General features: G+C 61.5%; 19 protein-coding genes. 13 read left to right on the top strand and 6 right to left on the bottom strand.

Annotation, left to right across the window (positions count from 1 at the left end; genetic code table 11):
• Window positions 1–17: 17 nt before the first annotated feature.
• Together NLY37_RS04340 and NLY37_RS04345 are read right to left on the bottom strand one after the other, a co-directional pair.
• Complete coding sequence (locus NLY37_RS04340; RefSeq protein ID WP_023743294.1) at window positions 18–1,976, bottom strand: hypothetical protein; 1,959 nt, start codon at window positions 1,974–1,976, stop codon at window positions 18–20.
• A 48-nt stretch (window positions 1,977–2,024) separates the two neighbouring features.
• Entirely contained in the window at window positions 2,025–2,651 is a 627-nt protein-coding gene (locus NLY37_RS04345) for a nuclear transport factor 2 family protein (protein ID WP_023697777.1), read from the bottom strand.
• 268 nt (window positions 2,652–2,919) lie between these two features.
• Between NLY37_RS04345 and NLY37_RS04350 the strand changes: the two genes are divergently transcribed.
• A complete protein-coding gene (locus NLY37_RS04350) occupies window positions 2,920–3,987 on the top strand; it encodes a M35 family metallo-endopeptidase (RefSeq protein WP_084559055.1) in 1,068 nt (355 codons plus the stop codon).
• 317 nt (window positions 3,988–4,304) lie between these two features.
• Here NLY37_RS04350 and NLY37_RS04355 read toward each other — a convergent pair whose 3' ends face one another.
• Complete coding sequence (locus NLY37_RS04355) at window positions 4,305–5,141, bottom strand: SLC5/6 family protein (protein WP_023693768.1); 837 nt, start codon at window positions 5,139–5,141, stop codon at window positions 4,305–4,307.
• Window positions 5,142–5,706: 565 nt separating this feature from the next.
• On the opposite strand from NLY37_RS04355, the gene NLY37_RS04360 reads away from it, so the two are divergent.
• The 4 genes from NLY37_RS04360 (at window position 5,707) to NLY37_RS04375 (ending at window position 7,527) form a co-directional block, all read left to right on the top strand.
• Window positions 5,707–5,862 carry a DUF1127 domain-containing protein gene (locus tag NLY37_RS04360; protein ID WP_023671409.1) on the top strand — a complete coding sequence of 52 codons (156 nt, stop codon included), beginning with the start codon at window positions 5,707–5,709 and terminating at the stop codon, window positions 5,860–5,862.
• A 140-nt stretch (window positions 5,863–6,002) separates the two neighbouring features.
• The gene (locus NLY37_RS04365) at window positions 6,003–6,176 is read left to right on the top strand and encodes a hypothetical protein (RefSeq protein ID WP_023689840.1); all 174 of its coding nucleotides are present in this window, start codon (window positions 6,003–6,005) and stop codon (window positions 6,174–6,176) included.
• A gap of 172 nt (window positions 6,177–6,348) precedes the next feature.
• On the top strand, window positions 6,349–7,053 hold the full coding sequence (locus NLY37_RS04370; RefSeq protein WP_023743296.1) for a Crp/Fnr family transcriptional regulator: 705 nt from the start codon (window positions 6,349–6,351) through the stop codon (window positions 7,051–7,053).
• Window positions 7,054–7,338: 285 nt separating this feature from the next.
• Window positions 7,339–7,527, top strand: a complete 189-nt coding sequence (locus NLY37_RS04375; RefSeq protein WP_023671412.1) for a hypothetical protein — start codon at window positions 7,339–7,341, stop codon at window positions 7,525–7,527.
• 22 nt (window positions 7,528–7,549) lie between these two features.
• Here the strand turns inward: NLY37_RS04375 and NLY37_RS04380 are convergent, their stop codons facing one another.
• Entirely contained in the window at window positions 7,550–8,290 is a 741-nt protein-coding gene (locus NLY37_RS04380; RefSeq protein ID WP_023743297.1) for a sulfotransferase family protein, read from the bottom strand.
• Between the two features lie 269 nt (window positions 8,291–8,559).
• On the opposite strand from NLY37_RS04380, the gene NLY37_RS04385 reads away from it, so the two are divergent.
• The gene (locus NLY37_RS04385) at window positions 8,560–9,756 is read left to right on the top strand and encodes an aminotransferase-like domain-containing protein (RefSeq protein ID WP_023743298.1); all 1,197 of its coding nucleotides are present in this window, start codon (window positions 8,560–8,562) and stop codon (window positions 9,754–9,756) included.
• Between the two features lie 151 nt (window positions 9,757–9,907).
• Here NLY37_RS04385 and yghU read toward each other — a convergent pair whose 3' ends face one another.
• On the bottom strand, window positions 9,908–10,777 hold the full coding sequence (gene yghU / locus NLY37_RS04390; RefSeq protein ID WP_023693764.1) for a glutathione-dependent disulfide-bond oxidoreductase: 870 nt from the start codon (window positions 10,775–10,777) through the stop codon (window positions 9,908–9,910).
• 420 nt (window positions 10,778–11,197) lie between these two features.
• On the opposite strand from yghU, the gene NLY37_RS04395 reads away from it, so the two are divergent.
• Window positions 11,198–12,109: a S1C family serine protease gene (locus NLY37_RS04395; RefSeq protein WP_023743299.1), complete on the top strand. Its 912-nt coding sequence runs from the start codon at window positions 11,198–11,200 to the stop codon at window positions 12,107–12,109.
• Between the two features lie 40 nt (window positions 12,110–12,149).
• Here NLY37_RS04395 and NLY37_RS04400 read toward each other — a convergent pair whose 3' ends face one another.
• Entirely contained in the window at window positions 12,150–12,764 is a 615-nt protein-coding gene (locus NLY37_RS04400) for an FG-GAP repeat protein (protein ID WP_033003255.1), read from the bottom strand.
• 171 nt (window positions 12,765–12,935) lie between these two features.
• On the opposite strand from NLY37_RS04400, the gene NLY37_RS04405 reads away from it, so the two are divergent.
• The 6 genes from NLY37_RS04405 (at window position 12,936) to NLY37_RS04430 (ending at window position 18,788) form a co-directional block, all read left to right on the top strand.
• Window positions 12,936–13,532, top strand: coding sequence for a YdeI/OmpD-associated family protein (locus NLY37_RS04405; RefSeq protein ID WP_031246636.1), 597 nt, complete (start codon window positions 12,936–12,938; stop codon window positions 13,530–13,532).
• Window positions 13,533–13,742: 210 nt separating this feature from the next.
• Window positions 13,743–14,801, top strand: a complete 1,059-nt coding sequence (locus NLY37_RS04410) for a GSU2403 family nucleotidyltransferase fold protein (RefSeq protein ID WP_033003257.1) — start codon at window positions 13,743–13,745, stop codon at window positions 14,799–14,801.
• Window positions 14,802–15,009: 208 nt separating this feature from the next.
• Window positions 15,010–16,218 carry an ABC transporter substrate-binding protein gene (locus NLY37_RS04415; protein ID WP_023743303.1) on the top strand — a complete coding sequence of 403 codons (1,209 nt, stop codon included), beginning with the start codon at window positions 15,010–15,012 and terminating at the stop codon, window positions 16,216–16,218.
• A 2-nt stretch (window positions 16,219–16,220) separates the two neighbouring features.
• Complete coding sequence (locus tag NLY37_RS04420; RefSeq protein ID WP_286441604.1) at window positions 16,221–17,024, top strand: ABC transporter ATP-binding protein; 804 nt, start codon at window positions 16,221–16,223, stop codon at window positions 17,022–17,024.
• On the top strand, window positions 17,021–17,725 hold the full coding sequence (locus NLY37_RS04425; protein WP_023743305.1) for an ABC transporter ATP-binding protein: 705 nt from the start codon (window positions 17,021–17,023) through the stop codon (window positions 17,723–17,725). Before NLY37_RS04420 ends, NLY37_RS04425 begins: the two co-directional genes overlap by 4 nt.
• A 175-nt stretch (window positions 17,726–17,900) precedes the next feature.
• Window positions 17,901–18,788, top strand: a complete 888-nt coding sequence (locus NLY37_RS04430) for a branched-chain amino acid ABC transporter permease (protein WP_023743306.1) — start codon at window positions 17,901–17,903, stop codon at window positions 18,786–18,788.
• The last annotated feature ends 1 nt before the right edge of the window (window position 18,789 follow it).

The raw sequence follows: 18,789 nt of genomic DNA on the forward strand, positions 1-18,789 counted from the left end.
CGATCGCGTCAGGTGGTTCATTGAGGCTCGCCACACTGAACATCGGCGTAGATCAAATGGTCTGCCTCGCTAAATGCCGCTTGGCTCTGGTCGAAGCAGAACCGTTTGGGCACCAAACGAACTAAGGTGCGTCGGTTGCATTCACCGGGCAGATCGATCTGGAAGGTGCGCGGCGACATCGACGGCGCTGGATCGCTCCATTTCTTGTGACCAGCAAACGAAACGTTCTCGATCCACAAGCTGGAGCCGGCTGAACCGACTGGACCGGAGATAGCCTCGACGCTGATGCCCTTTGCCTGCTCGATGCTTGGATATTCGCCACTTTGCGGCGGATCCCCGTTTGCCGGAATCGTGCCCGCGCTGACTGCCACATTGATCCTGATATCGTCGCGCTCGGGAACACCACCGTAGCTGTTGCGAAAGGTCCAGCTTAAGCGAAGGACACGCGTCCTGACGTCCTCTCCGGGCGGTGGAGGCAAAACCCGAATCTCGGCATCGGCAAGCGAAGAGCCTTCATCCTGCGCTTCTGGCGCCGGGCAGCGCGTGTAGAGTGGGCGGTAGCCACACTCAGGACCGCCGGCTCCCCACAGACAGTCGCTCAGCTTGCGCCAGTCTTCCAAGCTCAATCGAGGCGTTCCTGAGGACAGGTCATTGCCGGACCCCGGCACCATCCAGGGATGGATGCCGCTGCTGCCGATCGCCCAGTCCGTGCGATGTGCTTCTATGCCGGCGTAGACGGTCTGTTCCTCGTGCAGCTCGAGCAATTGGACCCAGGTTGGCGATGTGACCGCCGGTTCGTACCCGACTGCGTCCGCGGCAAAACGGCGGCCGGTGATTTGTGTGGTAAGCGTGTGGCAGCTTGTGCAGTTTCCGGTCGGATCTTCGACCGTCCTGGCTTGGCTAAGTTCATTGGGATAGGTGCCGGTGTAACCGGAGCCGACCACGCGGAACGGCGCGCCCGGCAACCGCGGTCGGCGCGGTAGAAAATCTCCCAGGCTGAAGGCGGTCGATTTGGAATCGCGGGCTGAACGGAAACCGACCCTGCTCTGTTCAATGTGCGGATCTATCACATAGGGGCTTTTGTTGTCATGGCATGCATGGCACGAGATCTGGAACGTCGGGTCATAGATTTTCTCCGCCGCAACCCTTCCGATGTCATCGGAATAGTTGCGCCCGCCTGGCGGAACGAAGGGCTTTGACCAATCGAACTCGCTCCGGTCCTTGCGGCCGTCGAAGAAGATGATTTCTCCGGATTTCCGATTGAACCCGATGGTGCCGAAGACGGAAAATCTCGGATCCGACCGTGTCCAGTAGGGATCGGTGCTGACCTCGTGGCTGATATTGGACTTTCTGCAGAGGAACAGCCATTCCACGTTGCCGCGCACGACCCTTACTGCACGTGAGTTCAGCCCACAGTAGGTTGAGCTGCCAGTTAGCGAAGGCTTGTCGCATCTGGGCAATGTCGCCGTCCATTTCACCACCTCTCCGTTCTCATTGCTGTGCTGGAACTCCAGCGGAGAGCCCGGTTTTGTCGGATTGGGCTTGAGGTCGACGACATTGCCATCAACTTCCAGTGGGATGACCTTCATCTGTGGGCTGCCGCAATCGCCCTCTGGAATAGGACCGAACACCGCCCGCGCTTCATCGCCAGACCTCGTTATGACGTCGGTGCTCTTTGAGGCTGGCGCCCAAAAGATGTCAGGGTTCCATCGCGTAACGGCTTCGGCGAACGCCTTCCCATCGAGTTCAGCGGGAGCGAAAGCGACGCTGCGAGGGCGCAGCGGCTCGAAAGCGGAACTGCGTGGCAATGGTGACGCCGCGCAGTTGCCCGCCTTGCTGCAAATCATGTCGGCCTGATTGGAGCCTTGCCTCTCGCCGGCTCGCGGCGTCGACACGAAAGCTTCATGTCCGATCGTCCCGGACAACAGGAGAAACGCAACGCCGAGGACAGCAGCGATCAGCGCAACAGCACGCATCTCAGCCCACTGGAGCGTGCCAGTGAACCCATGGCCGATCTCTGGGCGTCATCGCTTCTTCGCTGCGACAGAGCCAGCGTCATAGTCAGCGTGGACAGTAAGCGATTGAAATCGCCACATGCCGTCATCGCCCTTTACAACAGACGCGCGGGCATCCGCCGAATAGTCAAGACTCGGTGCCGAAGAATGGGAGTCCTGCATTGTCACAAGGACTATCGATTTGGTGTTCACCGTCTTGTCGTCAACCACGTCGAACAAGGTGTTGGTCACGAGATGCCGGGTCTGGAGTTTATCGGTTTCCAGTTTCTTAACTATTATTTTCATTTGCACGAGAAGATCATGTGCCGACTCTGGGCCAAGGTCGAGTGTCAGCTCGAGGACACTGCTGCCTGCATCGCAAATCTCATAGTAAGACGATTTAGGTTCCGCAAAGAGGGTGGCGAACGCGGCTGCATTTTTTTCGTCGATCGTCCAGGCGTAGCGGGACAAAAGATCTTGGATTGCCTGACGGTCTTCGGCCGGAGGATTATTATTGACGTTCCAGCCATGAGTAGCCTCTGTTCCACATGAATCAGCCAAAGCAGTGCCGCTGAAAGCAAAACAGAACCCATACGCCAGGGCAAAATACCTCAAAATCGCGCAGACTGTTATTAAGCCTTTCCAACGCTCGCTCATAATGGCCCCCTCGGATGGAGCTTGATGGGAAAGTAGCGGTTCATCTTATACCACGCCAAAAAAGGCGCCAGTGAAAATCGATGTCATTGGAGGCCGGGGATGTCGTATTCCTGAATTTGTGAATTTGTGGTAAGTTGTACTCCCCTGTCTGCAGCAATTTTATTCCTGATTGCCGGATCATCTGTGGGTGATCTGGCATGTGTTAGCAAAATAAAAGCTCACGTAGTCGAAACAATAGATTCTAATCGTGGTTACACAGGAGCAAAAAATGCCGAACATTGTTCGAAATATGGTGTTTCTAATTTCATCCTTTTTTAGTATAGTTCCTTTGGCGTTTGCGCAGCAGAATCAGGAAATTGAGATAGTTCTGCAATCGCGCCTGACTTCTTTTGGAAACGATACCCCACTAATTATTGACTTTACTCTCACGAACCGGTCACGCAGCCCGATCAGACTGCTCAGGTGGACCACGCCGATCGACGGCGTCTCGGGCGAAATTTTTTCAGTAGCGAGAGGGTCGCAGCCAATTCAGTATATTGGCCCTTTGGTGAAGCGAGCAGAACCGACCGAGGCTGACTTTATCAATATCGAACCCGGACAATCGATTTCGGTGCCCGTCGATCTGTCATTGTACTACGCCATCTATGAAGCAGGGATCTATGCGGTTACCTATGATACAGAGAGAGTGGGTCTGCTGGTTGGCCCTCAAGGTGCCCTGAGACGCGCCCAGGTTCTGAGCAACGCCGTCACGTTCAGGCTTCTATCCGGTCGAATTCCTCCGGAACGGATACCGCTCTCGGCACCCAAATTCGACCAGTGTGACAGCTCTCAACAGGACGATATTGGCGCTGCGCTGGAGGAAGCAAACAACATAGCCTCGGCTGCCCTGCAGGTTTTGCAGGGCACGCCTTCTGCCCAGCAACCGAATTCCCAACGATATCTGACATGGTTTGGGGCGCATACCGTAGGACTGTACGCGAAGGCCACTGGAAATTTCTCGAAGATTGCGGATGCTCTTGCAAACAAAGCAATATCGTTTGGATGTCACGGCAGCGTCTGCGGACCGGGAGTTTATGCGTATGTGTTCCGTGGTCAACCTTATAATATCTTTGTTTGTCAAAAGTTCTGGTCAGCCGCTCTGAAAGGAACGGATTCAAGATCTGGAACGATTGTACACGAAATTAGTCACTTTGAGGTCGTCGTCTTCACAGGCGACTATTCCTCTGGTGGTCAAAATACCGCCAAGCTACTCGCGGTTGAAAACCCCCCGCAAGCCACAGAAAATGCCGATAGTCATGAATACTTTGCGGAGAACAACCCGGATCTTCCGATGTGAGGGACACCCAGGCAACTGATCCAGCGTGGATACGGGTGCCGTATTGCCATCAGAAACGAGAAAAGATCACCGAGGGCCGGACACATTGCGATCGCATGGTGAATGTCCGCTATCGCTCCCGCACACCGAAAGCGGTCCGGTCGCTCTCGGCCAAAATGCGACTTTCAACTTTCGTCTCGTCCTGTCAGGATTTGGCAAGCCGCCCGCCGGCTGGCTCCGAAATGTAGGATCGAAGTCCTGGCGCGCATGCTAATGCGGACAACACGAACTGGACCGGTTTGGCAGTGATCCACTGCGCGCGCCAAACCCTGGCCGATTCACGGCGCAGCCGTAAACCCGCACTGCTTCTGTTCCATCTCGATCTGCTTCGTGATGCGGATGGCGTTCTGGGCGTAGGCTTCCGTTACCGAGCCGCTGTTGACGGTCTTGTCCTTCAGCGGGCTGACCGCTGCGCAGAGGTGGAAGACATGCTCGGTGTCGGACTTGGCGGCGCCGTTTTCCGGCGCGATCCAGTAGACGACATCCTGGCCATTGGGGTGCGCCGCGTCCTTCGTCGCCGCGGCCACCGTGGTGGAGTCGGTGGCGATCGCCTGCGCCTGGGCGGCGACTTCGGGCGAACAGGCCGTGGTCGGCTGCCCCGCCTTGATCTGTTCCGCGCAGGTGTTCATGTCCTGCGTGTACTGCTCGACCGATGGCGGCTGGTAGCTGACCCCGATCAGCGTCGCCAGCACGGCCAGCACGGCGCCGATACCGCCGGCCACCTTCTTGCTCTTCGGGTCCATGTTCTTGTCGTTGAGGATCAAGAGAACCAGCGGCAGGAAGGCAATCAGGGTGATGATCGCGCCGAGCTGGTTCTGGACGAAGAACCGGAACGTGTCGGATTCGCGGGCCGGGTCCTTCCGGTTGGCCGCCTTCCAGAGCAGGCTGCCGGCGATGGCGAATATCGCGATCCCGACCAGGATGCCGATCAGCAGCGGCAGGTTGCCCTGGTCGAACTTGTGCTTGTAGAGCAGTACGATCCCGGCGATCTCGCCGCCAATGGCGATGACCCACGACAGCACGGCGAACAGGCGCAGCCGCGTGGCCCCGGACTTCTGGCCCTGCGTTGCCTGCCAGTCCTTGGTAACGTCTACGGTCGGCTTGTTGTCGGTCATGACCAGATCCCCCGGTATCGACACTTTTGCTGGGCGGCGTCAAAGGCGCCCGGCGCAGCGTCATTGATCGAACGTCGCCTGCCTCGGCGCGAAAGCGCCACGGCAGACCCCATCCTTATTGCGCATGATGGGATTCGTCCATAGCCGAGGGGGCGGACGACGATGCCGGCGATGGCGCGGAGGAGGGCAGGGCAATCGCATAAGGCGGTAGGCGCCGATCGCCGCAAATCGCCTGGGTTCCACGCCAGAAAGGGTGGCTTGCGGCAGCGTTCCCTCCCCCTTGTGGGGAGGGTTAGGGTGGGGGTCCTCTTCGTAAGAACTCATATGTGATCGCCTTGCGCCGACGAAGGGAAGGTGGGTCGCCGAACCCGAGGGAGCGCCATATGCGATCGCCCTGCCATAGGTCGGATCACGCCACCGCGGGAACGCAACTAATTTGTATACAAATGTTTCTGGGCGGCATCGGTTTGTGAAGCGCTTCACCGTTGCCGCGCAATCGATCGGTTACAGAGGCGGCGCAAGAGCGGGCCTGAGGCAGCGCTCTGCTGCTGCATGGAGGTAACCGATGTTTGAAAGTCTCAGCAGAATTCGTGCTGCCCTGGCGCGCGCCAGCAAGCACAGGAAGACCGTGCGCGCACTGAACGCGCTGCCGACGGAGATCCAGAAGGACATTGGCTGGACGGAGTCGAGGTCGATCGATGAGATAAGGCTGCCGTTCTAGCGCCGCATCCAGCGTCGCTAATATATCGCTCGCCATCGATTGTTCGGAAGCGTACAGTATAGCATCGTCGGCCACATCAATGGGCGCTGACGCTTGGGAGCGACCATCGCACTCCTGCCCCGACAGGAGGCATTGGAGCCATGGCGGAGCAACCGAGACAGTCCGGTCTGAGCGCCGAGGCGCTCGCGGCCTTGGCGCGGGAAACCGGGGCCTCCGAGCAGCAGATACAAGAGATCGCATCGCTGATCGGCAACGATCGCTCGTCCATCGTGCGCGAAGCGCGCATGGTTGCGGCTGACCGCCCGAAGCGCTGATCCAGGAAAAGCTGCTGGATTGATCCATGGGGCGTCGCCCCTGATTTGTCGGTTTTGTACGAAGTACAATGGCTGAATCCGAGTCAGCTATCGTCCAATGACCGTTTGCATTTGGGCAGGGCGCCGACGGCTGGGAGATGACATGTGCTCTTGCCCTTGACGGGAGAGAGCGATGGACCAGTCGGTCAGCAAGGAGAAAAGCGGCCTCTTGCGCCGCATGAACCCGGCCGACTTCGCACTGCTTGCGCCGCATTTGCACCATCGTGTGCTCGATCTCAAAGCCCCGCTCGAAATGGCGGGCGAGCCGGTCGCCTCGGTCTGCTTCCTGGAAAGCGGCCTGGCCTCGGTGGTGGCGAGGAACCGGCCGGGGCTCGACACCGAGGTCGGCATCATCGGCCACGAAGGCATGTCGGGCTCCGCTTTGGTGATGGGCGCCGACTGGGCGCCCCATGATTGCTACATGCAGATGCCGGGCGAGGCGGTGTGCATCGATTCCGAGCCGTTCAAGGCAGCGTTGCAGAAAAGCCCGACGCTTCGCGCCTTCCTGCTGCGCTATGCCCACTACCTGCACGGCCAGACCAAATCCACGGCGCTGAGCAATGCCCGCGCCAAGCTCGAGGATCGGCTGGCCCGATGGCTCCTGATGTGTGACGACAGGGTGGTCGGCCACCAGATCCAGATCACGCATGAGTTCCTGTCCGTCATGCTCGGCGTCAGGCGTCCCGGCGTCACCATCGGCCTGCAGATCCTGGAAGGGCGCGGCCTGATCCGGTCGAGGCGCGGCGAGATCGTCATTCGCGACCGGGATGGCCTGATCGCCGTCGCCGACGGTTTCTACGGCCAGGCCGAGACCGAATACGAACGCCTGCTGGGCTGAGCCTGGCACGGGCTGGAAATGGCCGACGCGAATGCCGGTGAAAGCATGTTGCCAGAGCCGCGCCGGCCATTTGCGGCCATCTGGGGAGAGGCCGCCCGGCAAATCTAGCATCGGCGCAAAAGCGGGCAACGAACCGCAATCGCTTGGTAAAAACCGTACAATCGAATTGTGTTGAACCTTGGTTCGGCAAGAGTATGAATCTGCTGTCGTCGACCATGTATAGGGGGCGCTGGCGCCTGAGGCTTCGACAGGCTCGCGCGCCCGATGTGAACGGGGAAAACCGAAATGGCAGAACTGCTTTTCGATGTATCCGCCTTCGATTGCGCCATCCTGCGCGCCGCCTTCATCAAATCGGTGATGGAAGACAATGTCCCGGAAAAGCGCTGGCGCGCGCTCGCCGCTTCCCTGGTTCGCGACCTGACCGACCACGAAGACGTCGAGCCGGATCTGCTCGGCTGGATCACGCGCAAGTAGCAATATTCTGACGGTCCGGCGGCTACCCCAGCCACCACCACAGCGCCGCGATCGCCGCAAGCACCGCCGCCACCGACAGCCCCAGCATGATGTAGCTGCCCTTGATGATGTCGCGGATAATCTTCTTCACGCTTTCGCGGTCGTTGAGGTTGGGGAAGGGCTCGTTGGGCAGCGCCACGCCGAGGAAGCCGCAGAGCGGCGCCCAGCCATCGCTGACCTTGAACACCAGAAGCTTCTCCGGCGGCACGGCCGCTATCACCTCCTCGGTATAGGCGTTGTAGCGCGCCACCGCCTTGGCGCGGTCGTCCATCACGCCGGCAAGCGTGCGGCCCCAGATCAGTCTGTGCGACATGTCGCCGAATTTGCGGCCGAACGGCGTCAGCCGTTCCAGCACCTTGAACTGCCACAATGTCTCGGTGAAGTGGATGGTGTCGATGGTGCTGTCGTACCAGGCCTCGGCGCCGCGCGGATGCAGGGTGAGCAGCACCTTGGCGTCGGGATAGGCGGCCATCAATTCGCGCCACACGCAGCATCCCGGATTGTCGACCGTCGCCTTGTAATTGGCGAAGACTCTGGTCCAGTCGTGCTGGCTGCCGGGCGGGCTGTTGGCCACCTTGCGCCAGAAGTCGAGATGGCCTTTGTTGGCCTTGTTGAGGATGACTTCCTGCATGTGATAGCTGGGAAGGCCCAGCCTGTTCAGCGCGGCAAAGGTCGACCATGTGCCGGTGCGGCCGAATCCGGCCCCGATGAGCTCAAGCGTCATTTTAACCCCCCCTTGTTGAGACCGCTTTTCTTTTTATGCCGGTCCGCTCGGAATGAGGTTGCATCCGCGCCCCTCGGCGCGCAACAATTTTCCCTGTCCAGGGCAGAAATGTGTTTGCTTTTCGTCTGGGCCACGCGGAATGACGGTCTGGCTATTCCCGCGGGTGGGGGAGCCTGATAATAGGTCAGCCAGATTGACCTAAATTCGCATGGCCGGGACGGTCATGCTGGACCAGATGCCGTATCCCGGGAGGTGGGCTCGTGAGTTTGATGGACCTGTTGGCGTCGCGCGCCTCGCGCATGAAGGCGTCGGAAATCCGCGAGCTGCTCAAACTGCTCGACCAGCCCGATATCATCTCCTTTGCCGGCGGCATCCCCGATCCGGCCTTGTTTCCGGCGCAAGCCATCGCCGATGCCTATGCCTCGGTGCTGGGCGGCGCGGAGGCGAGCGCAGCACTTCAGTATCAGGTCTCCGAAGGCTATCTGCCGCTCAGAAAATGGCTGGCCGGCCAGATGGGCAAGCTTGGCATCGCCTGCGACGAGCACAACATCTTCATCACCTCCGGCTCGCAGCAGGCGCTGGATTATCTGGGCAAGCTGTTCCTGTCGCCCGGCGACACAGCGCTCGTGACATGGCCGACCTATCTCGGCGCGCTCCAGGCCTTCAACGCCTATGAGCCGCGCTACGACCGGCTGACGCCGGATGGCGGCAACATGACGCCCGCCGCCTACCAGGCGGCGGCTGCCGCTGCAGGCGGCAAGGTGAAATTCGCCTATCTGGTGCCCGATTTCGCCAACCCGACCGGCGAGACGCTGAACCGCCAGCAACGCGAGGCGGTGCTTGACCTCGCCGGCGAGCTCGACATTGCCGTCATCGAGGACGCCGCGTATCGCGCGCTGCGCTATGACGGCGAGGGCCAGCCGCCGATGCTGGCGCTCGACTGCGAACGCTCAGGCGGCATCGACAATGCCCGCACGCTCTATTGCGGCTCGTTCTCAAAGATTCTGTCGCCGGGCATGCGCGTCGGCTGGGTCTGCGCGCCGCGCCGCGTCGTCGAGCGGCTGGTGCTGATGAAGCAGGCGTCGGACCTGCACAGCCCGTCGATCAACCAGCTGGTTATGCACCGCGTCTCCGAGTCCGTGTACGACAGCCAGGTGGAAAAGCTGATCGGCGCCTATCGCCAGCGCCGCGACGGCTTGCTTGCAGCACTCGAAGCGGAAATGCCGGATGGCGTCAGCTGGAGCCGACCGGAAGGCGGCATGTTCGTCTGGCTGACGCTGCCTGAAGGTGCGGACGCCACGGCACTGCTCGCCCGCTCTGTCAAGGAAGCCCGCGTTGCCTTCGTGCCGGGCAATGCATTTTATGCCGACGGTTCGGGACGTAACACGATGCGGATGAGCTTTACGCTGGCCGATGAACGCGCCGTGGGTGAGGGCGTGCCGAGGCTGGCGAAATTGATGAGCTAGTCTCCCCCCTCGAGGGGAGATGTCGCCAAAGGCGACAGAGGGGGTCGCCGCGCGTGGAGCGCTAACCTTCATCAGTCGCAGGAGGTCGCGCCCAGTCGAGCCGACCCCCTCTGGCCTGCCGGCCATCTCCCCCTCAAGGGGGGAGATTAGCTCACTCCGCCACCACCAATTTATCCTGCGTCTTCGTCTCGAAATCGCTGGCGTCGTGGCGCTCGTGCAGTTGCATGGCCGGGTCGCCGAAGGCGCGGTTGACCATGCGGCCGCGTTGCACGGTCGGGCGGGCGTCGATCGCCTTGGCCCAGCGTTGTACGTGCTCGTAGTCCTGCACCGACAGGAACTCGGCGGAATCATTGTACATGCGGCCGAGCGCCAGGCCGCCATACCAGGGCCATACCGCCATGTCGGCGATCGAATAGAAGGCGCCGCCGAGATATTCGGTCTCCGCCAGCCGCCGGTCGAGCACGTCGAGCTGGCGCTTGGTCTCCATGGCGAAGCGGTCGATGGCGTATTCGATTTTTTCGGGCGCATAGGCGTAGAAATGGCCGAAGCCGCCGCCGAGATAGGGCGCCGAACCCATCTGCCAGAACAGCCAGGACAAGGTTTCCGCGCGCGCCGGCTGTTCGGTCGGCAGGAACTCGCCGAACTTTTCCGCGAGATAAAGCAGGATCGAGCCGGACTCGAAGACGCGGACAGGCGTCTTGCCGCTGCGGTCGAGCAGCGCCGGGATCTTGGAGTTGGGATTGACCTCGACAAAGCCCGAGCCGAACTGGTCGCCATCGTTGATGCGGATCAGCCAGGCGTCGTATTCGGCGCCCTTGTGGCCGAGCGCCAGAAGCTCCTCCAGCATGACAGTCACTTTGACCCCATTCGGCGTCGCCAGCGAATAGAGCTGCAGCGGATGCTTGCCGACCGGCAGCACCTTGTCATGCGTCGGACCGGCAATAGGCCGGTTGATGCTGGCGAACGTGCCGCCATTGGCTTTCTTCCAGCTCCAGACTTTCGGCGGGGTGTATTCGGTCATGCGGGAAATTCCTTGGGCTTGGCGGACCTTGCGCTGTTGGCGCGAGACTGATGCGGAAAGTCGACTCGAAGCTAGATACTGATAGAGATAGGTGCAATTCAGAAAGGTTCAACTTGTGTTGAACTATTATCAATGTCGGCGCCGCCCCTCATCGCCGTGCCGGGCACTTCTCCCCGTATAGTGACGGGGAGAAGGACGCTGTCGCCTACTGATTTCGCCAATTGCCAGCGTTGCCAAGAGCGCCGATGTTGCGGCCATCTCCCTTCTCCCCGTCGCTATACGGGGAGAAGGTGCCGGCAGGCGGATGAGGGGCAGCGCCAGCCTCTGAAATGATTGCCTTGTTGCCTAAGCCCTTGCGCCCTGTGCAGCGCGGCATACCTATAGAGGATACTGCCCACGCATATCTGCCAGGATGAAAGCATGCCGATCGATCCCGTTTCCCCGCTCTTGCGCTCCGTCGTTGGCGTGCGCGCCATGGTTCCTGACGATGCCTTCACGGCCAATGCCTTGGGCACGCGCCGCGAAGGCAGCGGCGTCGTTATCCGCGGCGACGGGCTGGTGCTCACCATAGGCTATCTCATCACCGAGGCCGAGGAGGTCTGGCTGACCGACCAGGACGGCCGCGTCGTGCCGGCGCATGCGCTGGCCTATGACCAGGAGACAGGCTTCGGCCTGGTGCAGGCGCTGGCGCCGCTCGGCCTGCCGGCGGTGGCGCTGGGCGACGCGTCAAAGGCCAATATCGGCGACCCCGTGGTCTTTGCCGACGGCACCGGCCGCTCGGTCAAGGCGCACATCGTCACCAAGCAGGAATTCGCCGGCTATTGGGAATATCTGCTTGACGAGGCGATCTTCATTGCCCCGGCGCACCCGTCCTGGGGCGGCGCGGCACTCATCGGCCAGGATGGCAGCCTGCTCGGCATCGGTTCGCTGCTTTTGCAGATGAGCCGCAACGGCGAGGTCGCTGACATCAACATGGTCGTGCCGATCAACCTTCTGACCCCGATCCTCGACGATCTGCTGACGCGCGGCCAGGTGGCGAAGCCGCCACGCCCATGGCTCGGCGCCTTCTCGGCCGAGTCGAACGGCGCGGTCGTGGTGATGAGCGTCGCCGAAGGCGGCCCCGCCGCCAAGGCCGGCCTGCGCCAGGGTGACATCATCTCCGACGTTCGCGATGGCGAGGTCGACGGGCTCGCCGATTTCTACCGCAAGCTATGGCAGAATCCGGCGGGTTCGGAGATTCCTCTCAGGGTCGTACGCGACGGCCGCGAAACCTGGCTCAGGGTAAAATCCGCCGACCGCAACAGTTTCTTGAAGAAACCGCATCTGCAGTGAAAGCCAATCTCCCCCCAAGTGGGGGAGATTGGCTGCCCCCTCAATCTCCGCATACCCTAAAAGGCGTCCCTGTGTCCCACCCCGCGAAGGGCACGACCCGGCCTTCGACCGACACGACACTGTCCACCTTGCTGCCATCCTCCTGCGTCTTCATGCTTTTGCCTTTGCCGGTAAGCACATCGTAGTCGCAGCTGCTATCGATTATGTCGGTCTGGTATTTGTAACTGTCATAGGCCACGCCTGCGACGACGAAGGCTTCGTTGCGCCAGGCGATGGTCAGCGTCATGTCGGTCCGCTCGCCGGGGCCGATCAGCCCCGGCAGAGAGATCTTGATCGAGCCGTTGGGCAGTGCGGTCAACTCAGGTTCGATGCCGGAACCCTCATAATGCGGCTGGTCGTAGTCGTTCCATTCGCCGTAGACCTGCTCATGCACGATGCCGGCGGGTTTCAGAAAATTGTACTTTTTGTCCCTGAGGAAGAAATGCATGTCCATGGTGCCATCTTCGGGCTCGGTCTCGACGATCATCGCCAGATCGGCGACGCCGTCGCCGTTGAAGTCGCCGGTCAGCGCGGTGATGATCTTCTGGGTTTCGATGGGTTCAGCGAGCGCCGAGGCCGGCAGCAGAAGGATGAGGCCGAGTAACATCGATCGCATGGCATTTCCCCCGAATTGCAGTCTGCCTTGCCCGGCTCGACCAGCCGGGAAACTGCCATGAGCGCCGGCTTGGGCGCAAGCCGGCTCGCAATAGGCTAGGGGGTATCGACGCCGCTGACGGAAACTGGCATCGACAGCCGATACAGCCGGCCCGGCTACAACGAGGTGATGATGGCGCCGTTCAAGGTCGATCCCGACAAGGTTCATGAATTCCCCGATCCCGACAGTTTTTACGCCTGGCTGCGCGAAAATCATGCCGGCGAGAGCGAGGTCTGGATCAAGGTCCACAAGGTCGGCTCGGGCCTTGCCTCGATCACGCCGAAGCAGGCCATCGACGTGGCGCTGTGCTTCGGCTGGATCGACGCCATACGCAAGCCGCTCGACGACAAGAGCTTTCTGCAGCGCTACACGCCGCGCGGCAAGAAGAGCATCTGGAGCAAGATCAACATCGACAATGTCGCCCGCCTGGTCGAGGAGGGCCGCATGACCGAACACGGGCTGAAACAGGTCGAGGCGGCCAAGGCCGACGGCCGCTGGGACCGCGCCTATGCCTCAGGCAAGGACATGAAGATCCCTGACGATCTGCAGGCCGCCATCGATGCCGAACCCGCGGCAAAAGAGATGCTGGCGAAGCTTTCCGCCCAAAACCGCTTCGCGCTCGCCTTCCGCACCCACAACATGAAGACGGAGGCGGGGCGCAAGAAGAAGATCGAGGCTTTTGTCGAGATGCTGAAGCGCGGCGAGACGATCTATCCGCAGAAGCGGTGAGGCGACGGCAAGCGGCTGCCATGGTGCGCGCAGCTAAAAACCCGCTTGTGAGGTTCTGCCCTCCCTTGCTCGACATAACCTATTGTTTCTTCGGTATTTTCCACTCGTCGTGCGGATGATAGCTGCGATAGTGGAAAAAACATAACAACCTATTGTTAATTAAGAGTTTTCCACTATGTTAACTTGATCCTGGCTTAAGAGTGGAAAACGATGCTGAGAGAGTTGACCGGCGAGCAGCGGCGCCAACTCATAGATACGCAACAGGTCTACGAGGCCTGGCAGCATGCTGATGACCAGCGCCAAAGGCGCTTTGCAGGCAGCATGCGCTGGGTTGAGCGCAGCGGTGCTGAATACCTGCTGCGGAAGGTCCGGCAGGTCGAGAATTCACTCGGGCCGAAAAGCAGCCAGACGGAGAAGGCGTTCGCTGCGTTTTCCGAGGGCAGGGTGCAGAACAAGGATCTGCTGGCAGGTCTGGCCGATCGCCTGAACGGCCTGGCGAAAGTCAATGTGGCAATGGGGTTGGGCAGGGTACCGGCCATCGCCGCACGGATATTGCGGCGGTGCGCCGAAATAGACCTGCTGGGCAAGCAGTTGCTGGTCGTCGGCACGAATGCGCTGTTCGCTTACGAGGCTCTGGCGGGCGTCCAGATCACCAGCGGTCTCACGGCAACCGGCGACATCGACCTGCTCTTCGATTCCCGACGTCGCATCAGCTTCGTGACCGGCGAGAGGGTAAGCCAGTCCGGCCTGATAGGCGTGTTGCGTAAAGTGGACAGGTCCTTCAAGCCGCTCCAGCCCCGGGCCTTCAGGGCAGCGAACCGTGATGGCTATCTGGTCGACCTGATCCGTCCGCAGGCAAGACATGTCCTCAAGAACAACGCCACTACCTCGATTACACAGCTTGCCGACGACCTCGACAGCGCACCCATGGAGGGGCTGCAATGGCTCATCAACGCCCCGAAGGTGGAGGCTGTGGCGATCGATGAGCGTGGCTATCCCGTAAGCATACCGACGGTCGACCCTCGAATGTTCGCTCTGCACAAGGCTTGGCTGGTCACGCGGCCTGATCGGTCTGCGGTCAAGGCAGTGAGAGATCGTGAACAGGCGGAAGCGGCTGCACGCATTGCCACGGGCTATCTTGCGCTTCCGCTGGACAGCGAGCATCTCAAAGGGCTTCCGGGGGCACTGCTGGACGCTTCGGCCGCAACGCTCTCTCTGCCTGGCCCGAGCGGCTTTTCCGAAGACTCTCCAATTGAGCCCGACTGGTAGCGGCCGCGCTAGCACGCCATGCTACGAAAATAGCATTCTCGCCTCGCGAAATGTGATGCTACGGTTCCCGGCGCACCCAGGGCGGAGGGGTTGCCAAGAGGAGAAGTGGCGGGCGCTGGCCCGGATTTCAGCGAGAACCGGACGGAACTGTTGAACCATTGCAAGGCCGCCGCGTTTTCCAGCGTCGGCCACAAGGGAGGAACCACCTGTGAAAGCATCCTATCTCGTCTCAGCCGCGCTGCTTGCGGCGACTGCGATGCCGGCGGCGGCCGGCGAAATTTCCGACGGCAAGGTCAAGATCGGCATCCTCAACGACCAGTCGGGCGTCTATGCCGATTTCGGCGGCAAATGGTCGGTCGAGGCCGCCAAGATGGCGGTCGAGGATTTTGGCGGCAAGGTGCAGGGCGCGCCGATCGAGATCGTCAACGCCGATCACCAGAACAAGCCCGACATTGCCTCCAACATTGCGCGCCAGTGGTACGACACCGAGCAGGTCGACGCGATCATGGAACTGACGACATCCTCGGTGGCGCTCGCCGTCCAGGGGTTGTCCAAGGAAAAGAAGAAGATCGACATCGTTACCGGAGCGGCATCGGCCGACCTGACCGGCAAGCAATGCTCGCCCTACGGTTTCCACTGGGCTTACGATACCCACTCGCAGGCGGTCGGCACCGGCGGCGCGCTGGTGCAGCAGGGCGGCGACAGCTGGTATTTCATCACCGTCGACTATGCCTTCGGCTATTCGCTGAAGGAGCAGACCTCAAAGGTTGTTGAGGCAAGCGGCGGCAAAGTGCTGGGCGAGGTGCGTTACCCCTTGGGATCGACGGATTATTCCTCCTTCCTGCTGCAGGCGCAGTCCTCCGGCGCCAAGGTTATCGGCCTTGCCAATGCCGGCCTCGACACCTCCAATACCATCAAGCAGGCGGCCGAGTTCGGCATTGTCGCCGGCGGCCAGCGGCTGGCAGCCCTTCTGTTCACCCTTGCCGAGGTGCACGGCCTCGGCCTGCAGGCGGCGCAGGGCGTGGTGCTCACCGAAGGGTTTTACTGGGACCGCGACGACAAGAGCCGCGACTTCGCCGGGCGCTTCTTCAAGCGCACCAACCGCATGCCCAACATGATCCAGGCCGGCACCTATTCGGCGGTGCTGCAATATCTCAAGGCCATCGACAAGGCCGGCACCGACGAGACCGAGGCGGTCGCCAAGCAACTCCATGAAATGCCCGTCGACGACATCATCAACGCCAACGGCAAGGTACAGGCCGACGGGTCGATGGTGCACGACATGTATCTCTATCAGGTCAAGAAGCCCGAGGAGTCGAAGAAGGACTGGGACTACTACACCTACCTTGCGACCATTCCGGGCGACAAGGCCTTCATCAAGGCCGAAGACAGCGGCTGCCCGCTCGTCACCAAGTGACGATGGCGCAAGCCGTGGCCGTCCAGCCGGACGGTGCCGAAATCAAGCCGCGGGTGGTGCTCTCCGCCCGCGGCCTGCGGCGCGACTTTGCCGGTTTCATTGCCGTCAACAATGTCGACCTCGACGTCCATCACGGCCAGATCCATGCGCTGATCGGGCCGAACGGCGCCGGCAAGACGACGATCTTCAACCTCTTGACCAAGTTCCTGCAGCCGAGCAGCGGCAGGATCGAACTGTTGGGCAACGACATCACCCGCACCGCGCCGGCCAGGGTGGCGCGCATGGGTCTCGTCCGCTCGTTCCAGATATCGGCGATCTTTCCGCATCTGAGCGTGCTCGACAATGTCCGCGTCGCCTTGCAGCGGCCGAGCGGGCTCGGCTTCCAGTTCTGGCGCTCGCTGGCCGCGCTTGACCAACTGACGCCACGGGCGCGCGAACTGCTTGCCGTCGTCGGTCTCGACGATGTCGCGCATCGTCCGGCCGGCGATCTCTCCTATGGCCGAAAGCGCGTGCTCGAGATCGCCACCACGCTGGCGCTCGACCCGAAAGTGCTGCTGCTCGACGAGCCGATGGCCGGCATGGGGCACGAGGATGTCGGCGTCATTTCCGGCATCATCCGCTCGCTGGCAACGGACCGCGCCGTGCTGATGGTCGAGCACAATCTCACCGTCGTCGCCGACCTTTGCGACTGGATCACCGTCATGCAGCGCGGCCAGGTGCTCGCCGCCGGCGACTACGCAACGGTGAGCAACGATGAGCGCGTCAGGGTCGCCTACATGGGGACCGAGCAGGGGGACCGAGCATGAGTGAGCCGCTGCTTGCCGTGCGCGATCTCCATGCCTGGTATGGCGAGGGCCATGCGCTGCATGGCGTCAACCTCGACGTTTTTCGCGGTGAGACGGTGACGCTGCTCGGCCGCAACGGTGTCGGCAAGACCACAACGCTGCGCGCCATTATGGGGCTGGTCCGCAAGCGCAGCGGCAGTGTCACCTTCGACGGCAGCGACCTGATGCGCCTGCCGCTGCATCGTGTTGCCCATCGCGGCATCGGCTTCGTGCCGGAGGAACGCGGCATCTTCGCCACGCTCACCGTCGACGAAAACCTGATCCTGCCGCCGGTTGTGGCCAAGGGCGGCATGAGCGTCGAGGAAATCTTCGGTCTCTTTCCCAACCTCAAGGAGCGCCGCAACAGCCCCGGCACCAAACTCTCCGGCGGCGAACAGCAGATGCTGGCCATCGCCCGCATCCTGCGGACGGGCGTGCAGATGCTGCTGCTCGACGAGCCGACCGAGGGCCTGGCGCCGGTCATCGTCCAGCGCATCGGCGAACTGCTGGCGACCTTGAAAAAGCGCGGCATGACCATCCTGCTCGTCGAGCAGAATTTCCGCTTCGCCGCCCGCATCGCCGACCGCTTCTACCTGATGGAGCACGGCAAGGTGGTGGAGGGTTTTGCCGCAAGCGAGCTTGCCGCTCACACGCAACAGCTGCACGAGGTGTTGGGGGTATGATGACGACAGCCCACGGCAGTACCCCCACCCCGCTGCTGCGCAGCGACCCTCCCCACAAGGGGGAGGGTGGAGGGCCACCGCCCTACCTCTCCCTTGTGGGGAGGTCGGACCGAAGGTCCGGGTGGGGGTACGTGCCGCACAGACGCATCCCGCTTGCAACACCCTCGGTGACGCCATGACCATGATCTTCGGCATCCCCGTCCAGGCCTTACTCGGCCAGATGCTGGTCGGGCTGATCAACGGCTCCTTCTACGCCATGCTGAGCCTCGGCCTGGCCGTCATCTTCGGCCTGCTGCGGATCATCAATTTCGCCCATGGCGCACTCTATATGCTCGGCGCCTTCATCGGTTACCTGCTGCTCGTCCATCTCGGCATCGGCTACTGGCCGGCGCTGCTCCTGGTTCCGCTCATCGTTGGCGTCTTCGGCATGGCAGTCGAGCGCGTGGCGCTGTCGCGGCTCTACCGCCTGGATCCGCTCTACGGGCTGCTGTTCACCTTCGGACTGGCGCTGGTCATCGAAGGCGTGTTCCGTTTCTACTACGGCGTGTCGGGCAACCCTTATGCCGTTCCGGCGCAGCTTGCCGGCGGCACCAATCTCGGCTTCATGTTCCTGCCCAACTATCGCGGCTGGGTGGTGGTGGCCTCGCTCATTATCTGCATCGGCATCTGGCTCCTGATCGAAAAGACCAGGCTCGGCTCCTATCTGCGCGCCGCGACCGAAAATCCCGAGCTGGTGCAGGCCTTCGGCGTCAACGTGCCGCTGCTGCTGACGCTCACCTATGGGCTGGGCGCGGCCCTTGCAGGCCTGGCCGGCATTCTTGCAGCACCCGTCTACCAGGTCAGTCCGCTGATGGGCTCCGATATCATCATCGTCGTCTTTGCCGTCGTCGTGGTCGGCGGCATGGGTTCGATTCTCGGGGCCATCGTCACCGGCTATATGCTCGGCCTCGCCGAGGGCCTGACCAAGGTGTTCTATCCCGAGGCGTCGAACCTCGTGGTCTTCGTCATCATGGCGATCGTGCTGCTCCTGCGCCCCGCCGGCCTGTTCGGAAGGGACGCCTGAG

The organism is Mesorhizobium sp. C395A (assembly GCF_030323205.1).
Taxonomy (GTDB): domain Bacteria; phylum Pseudomonadota; class Alphaproteobacteria; order Rhizobiales; family Rhizobiaceae; genus Mesorhizobium.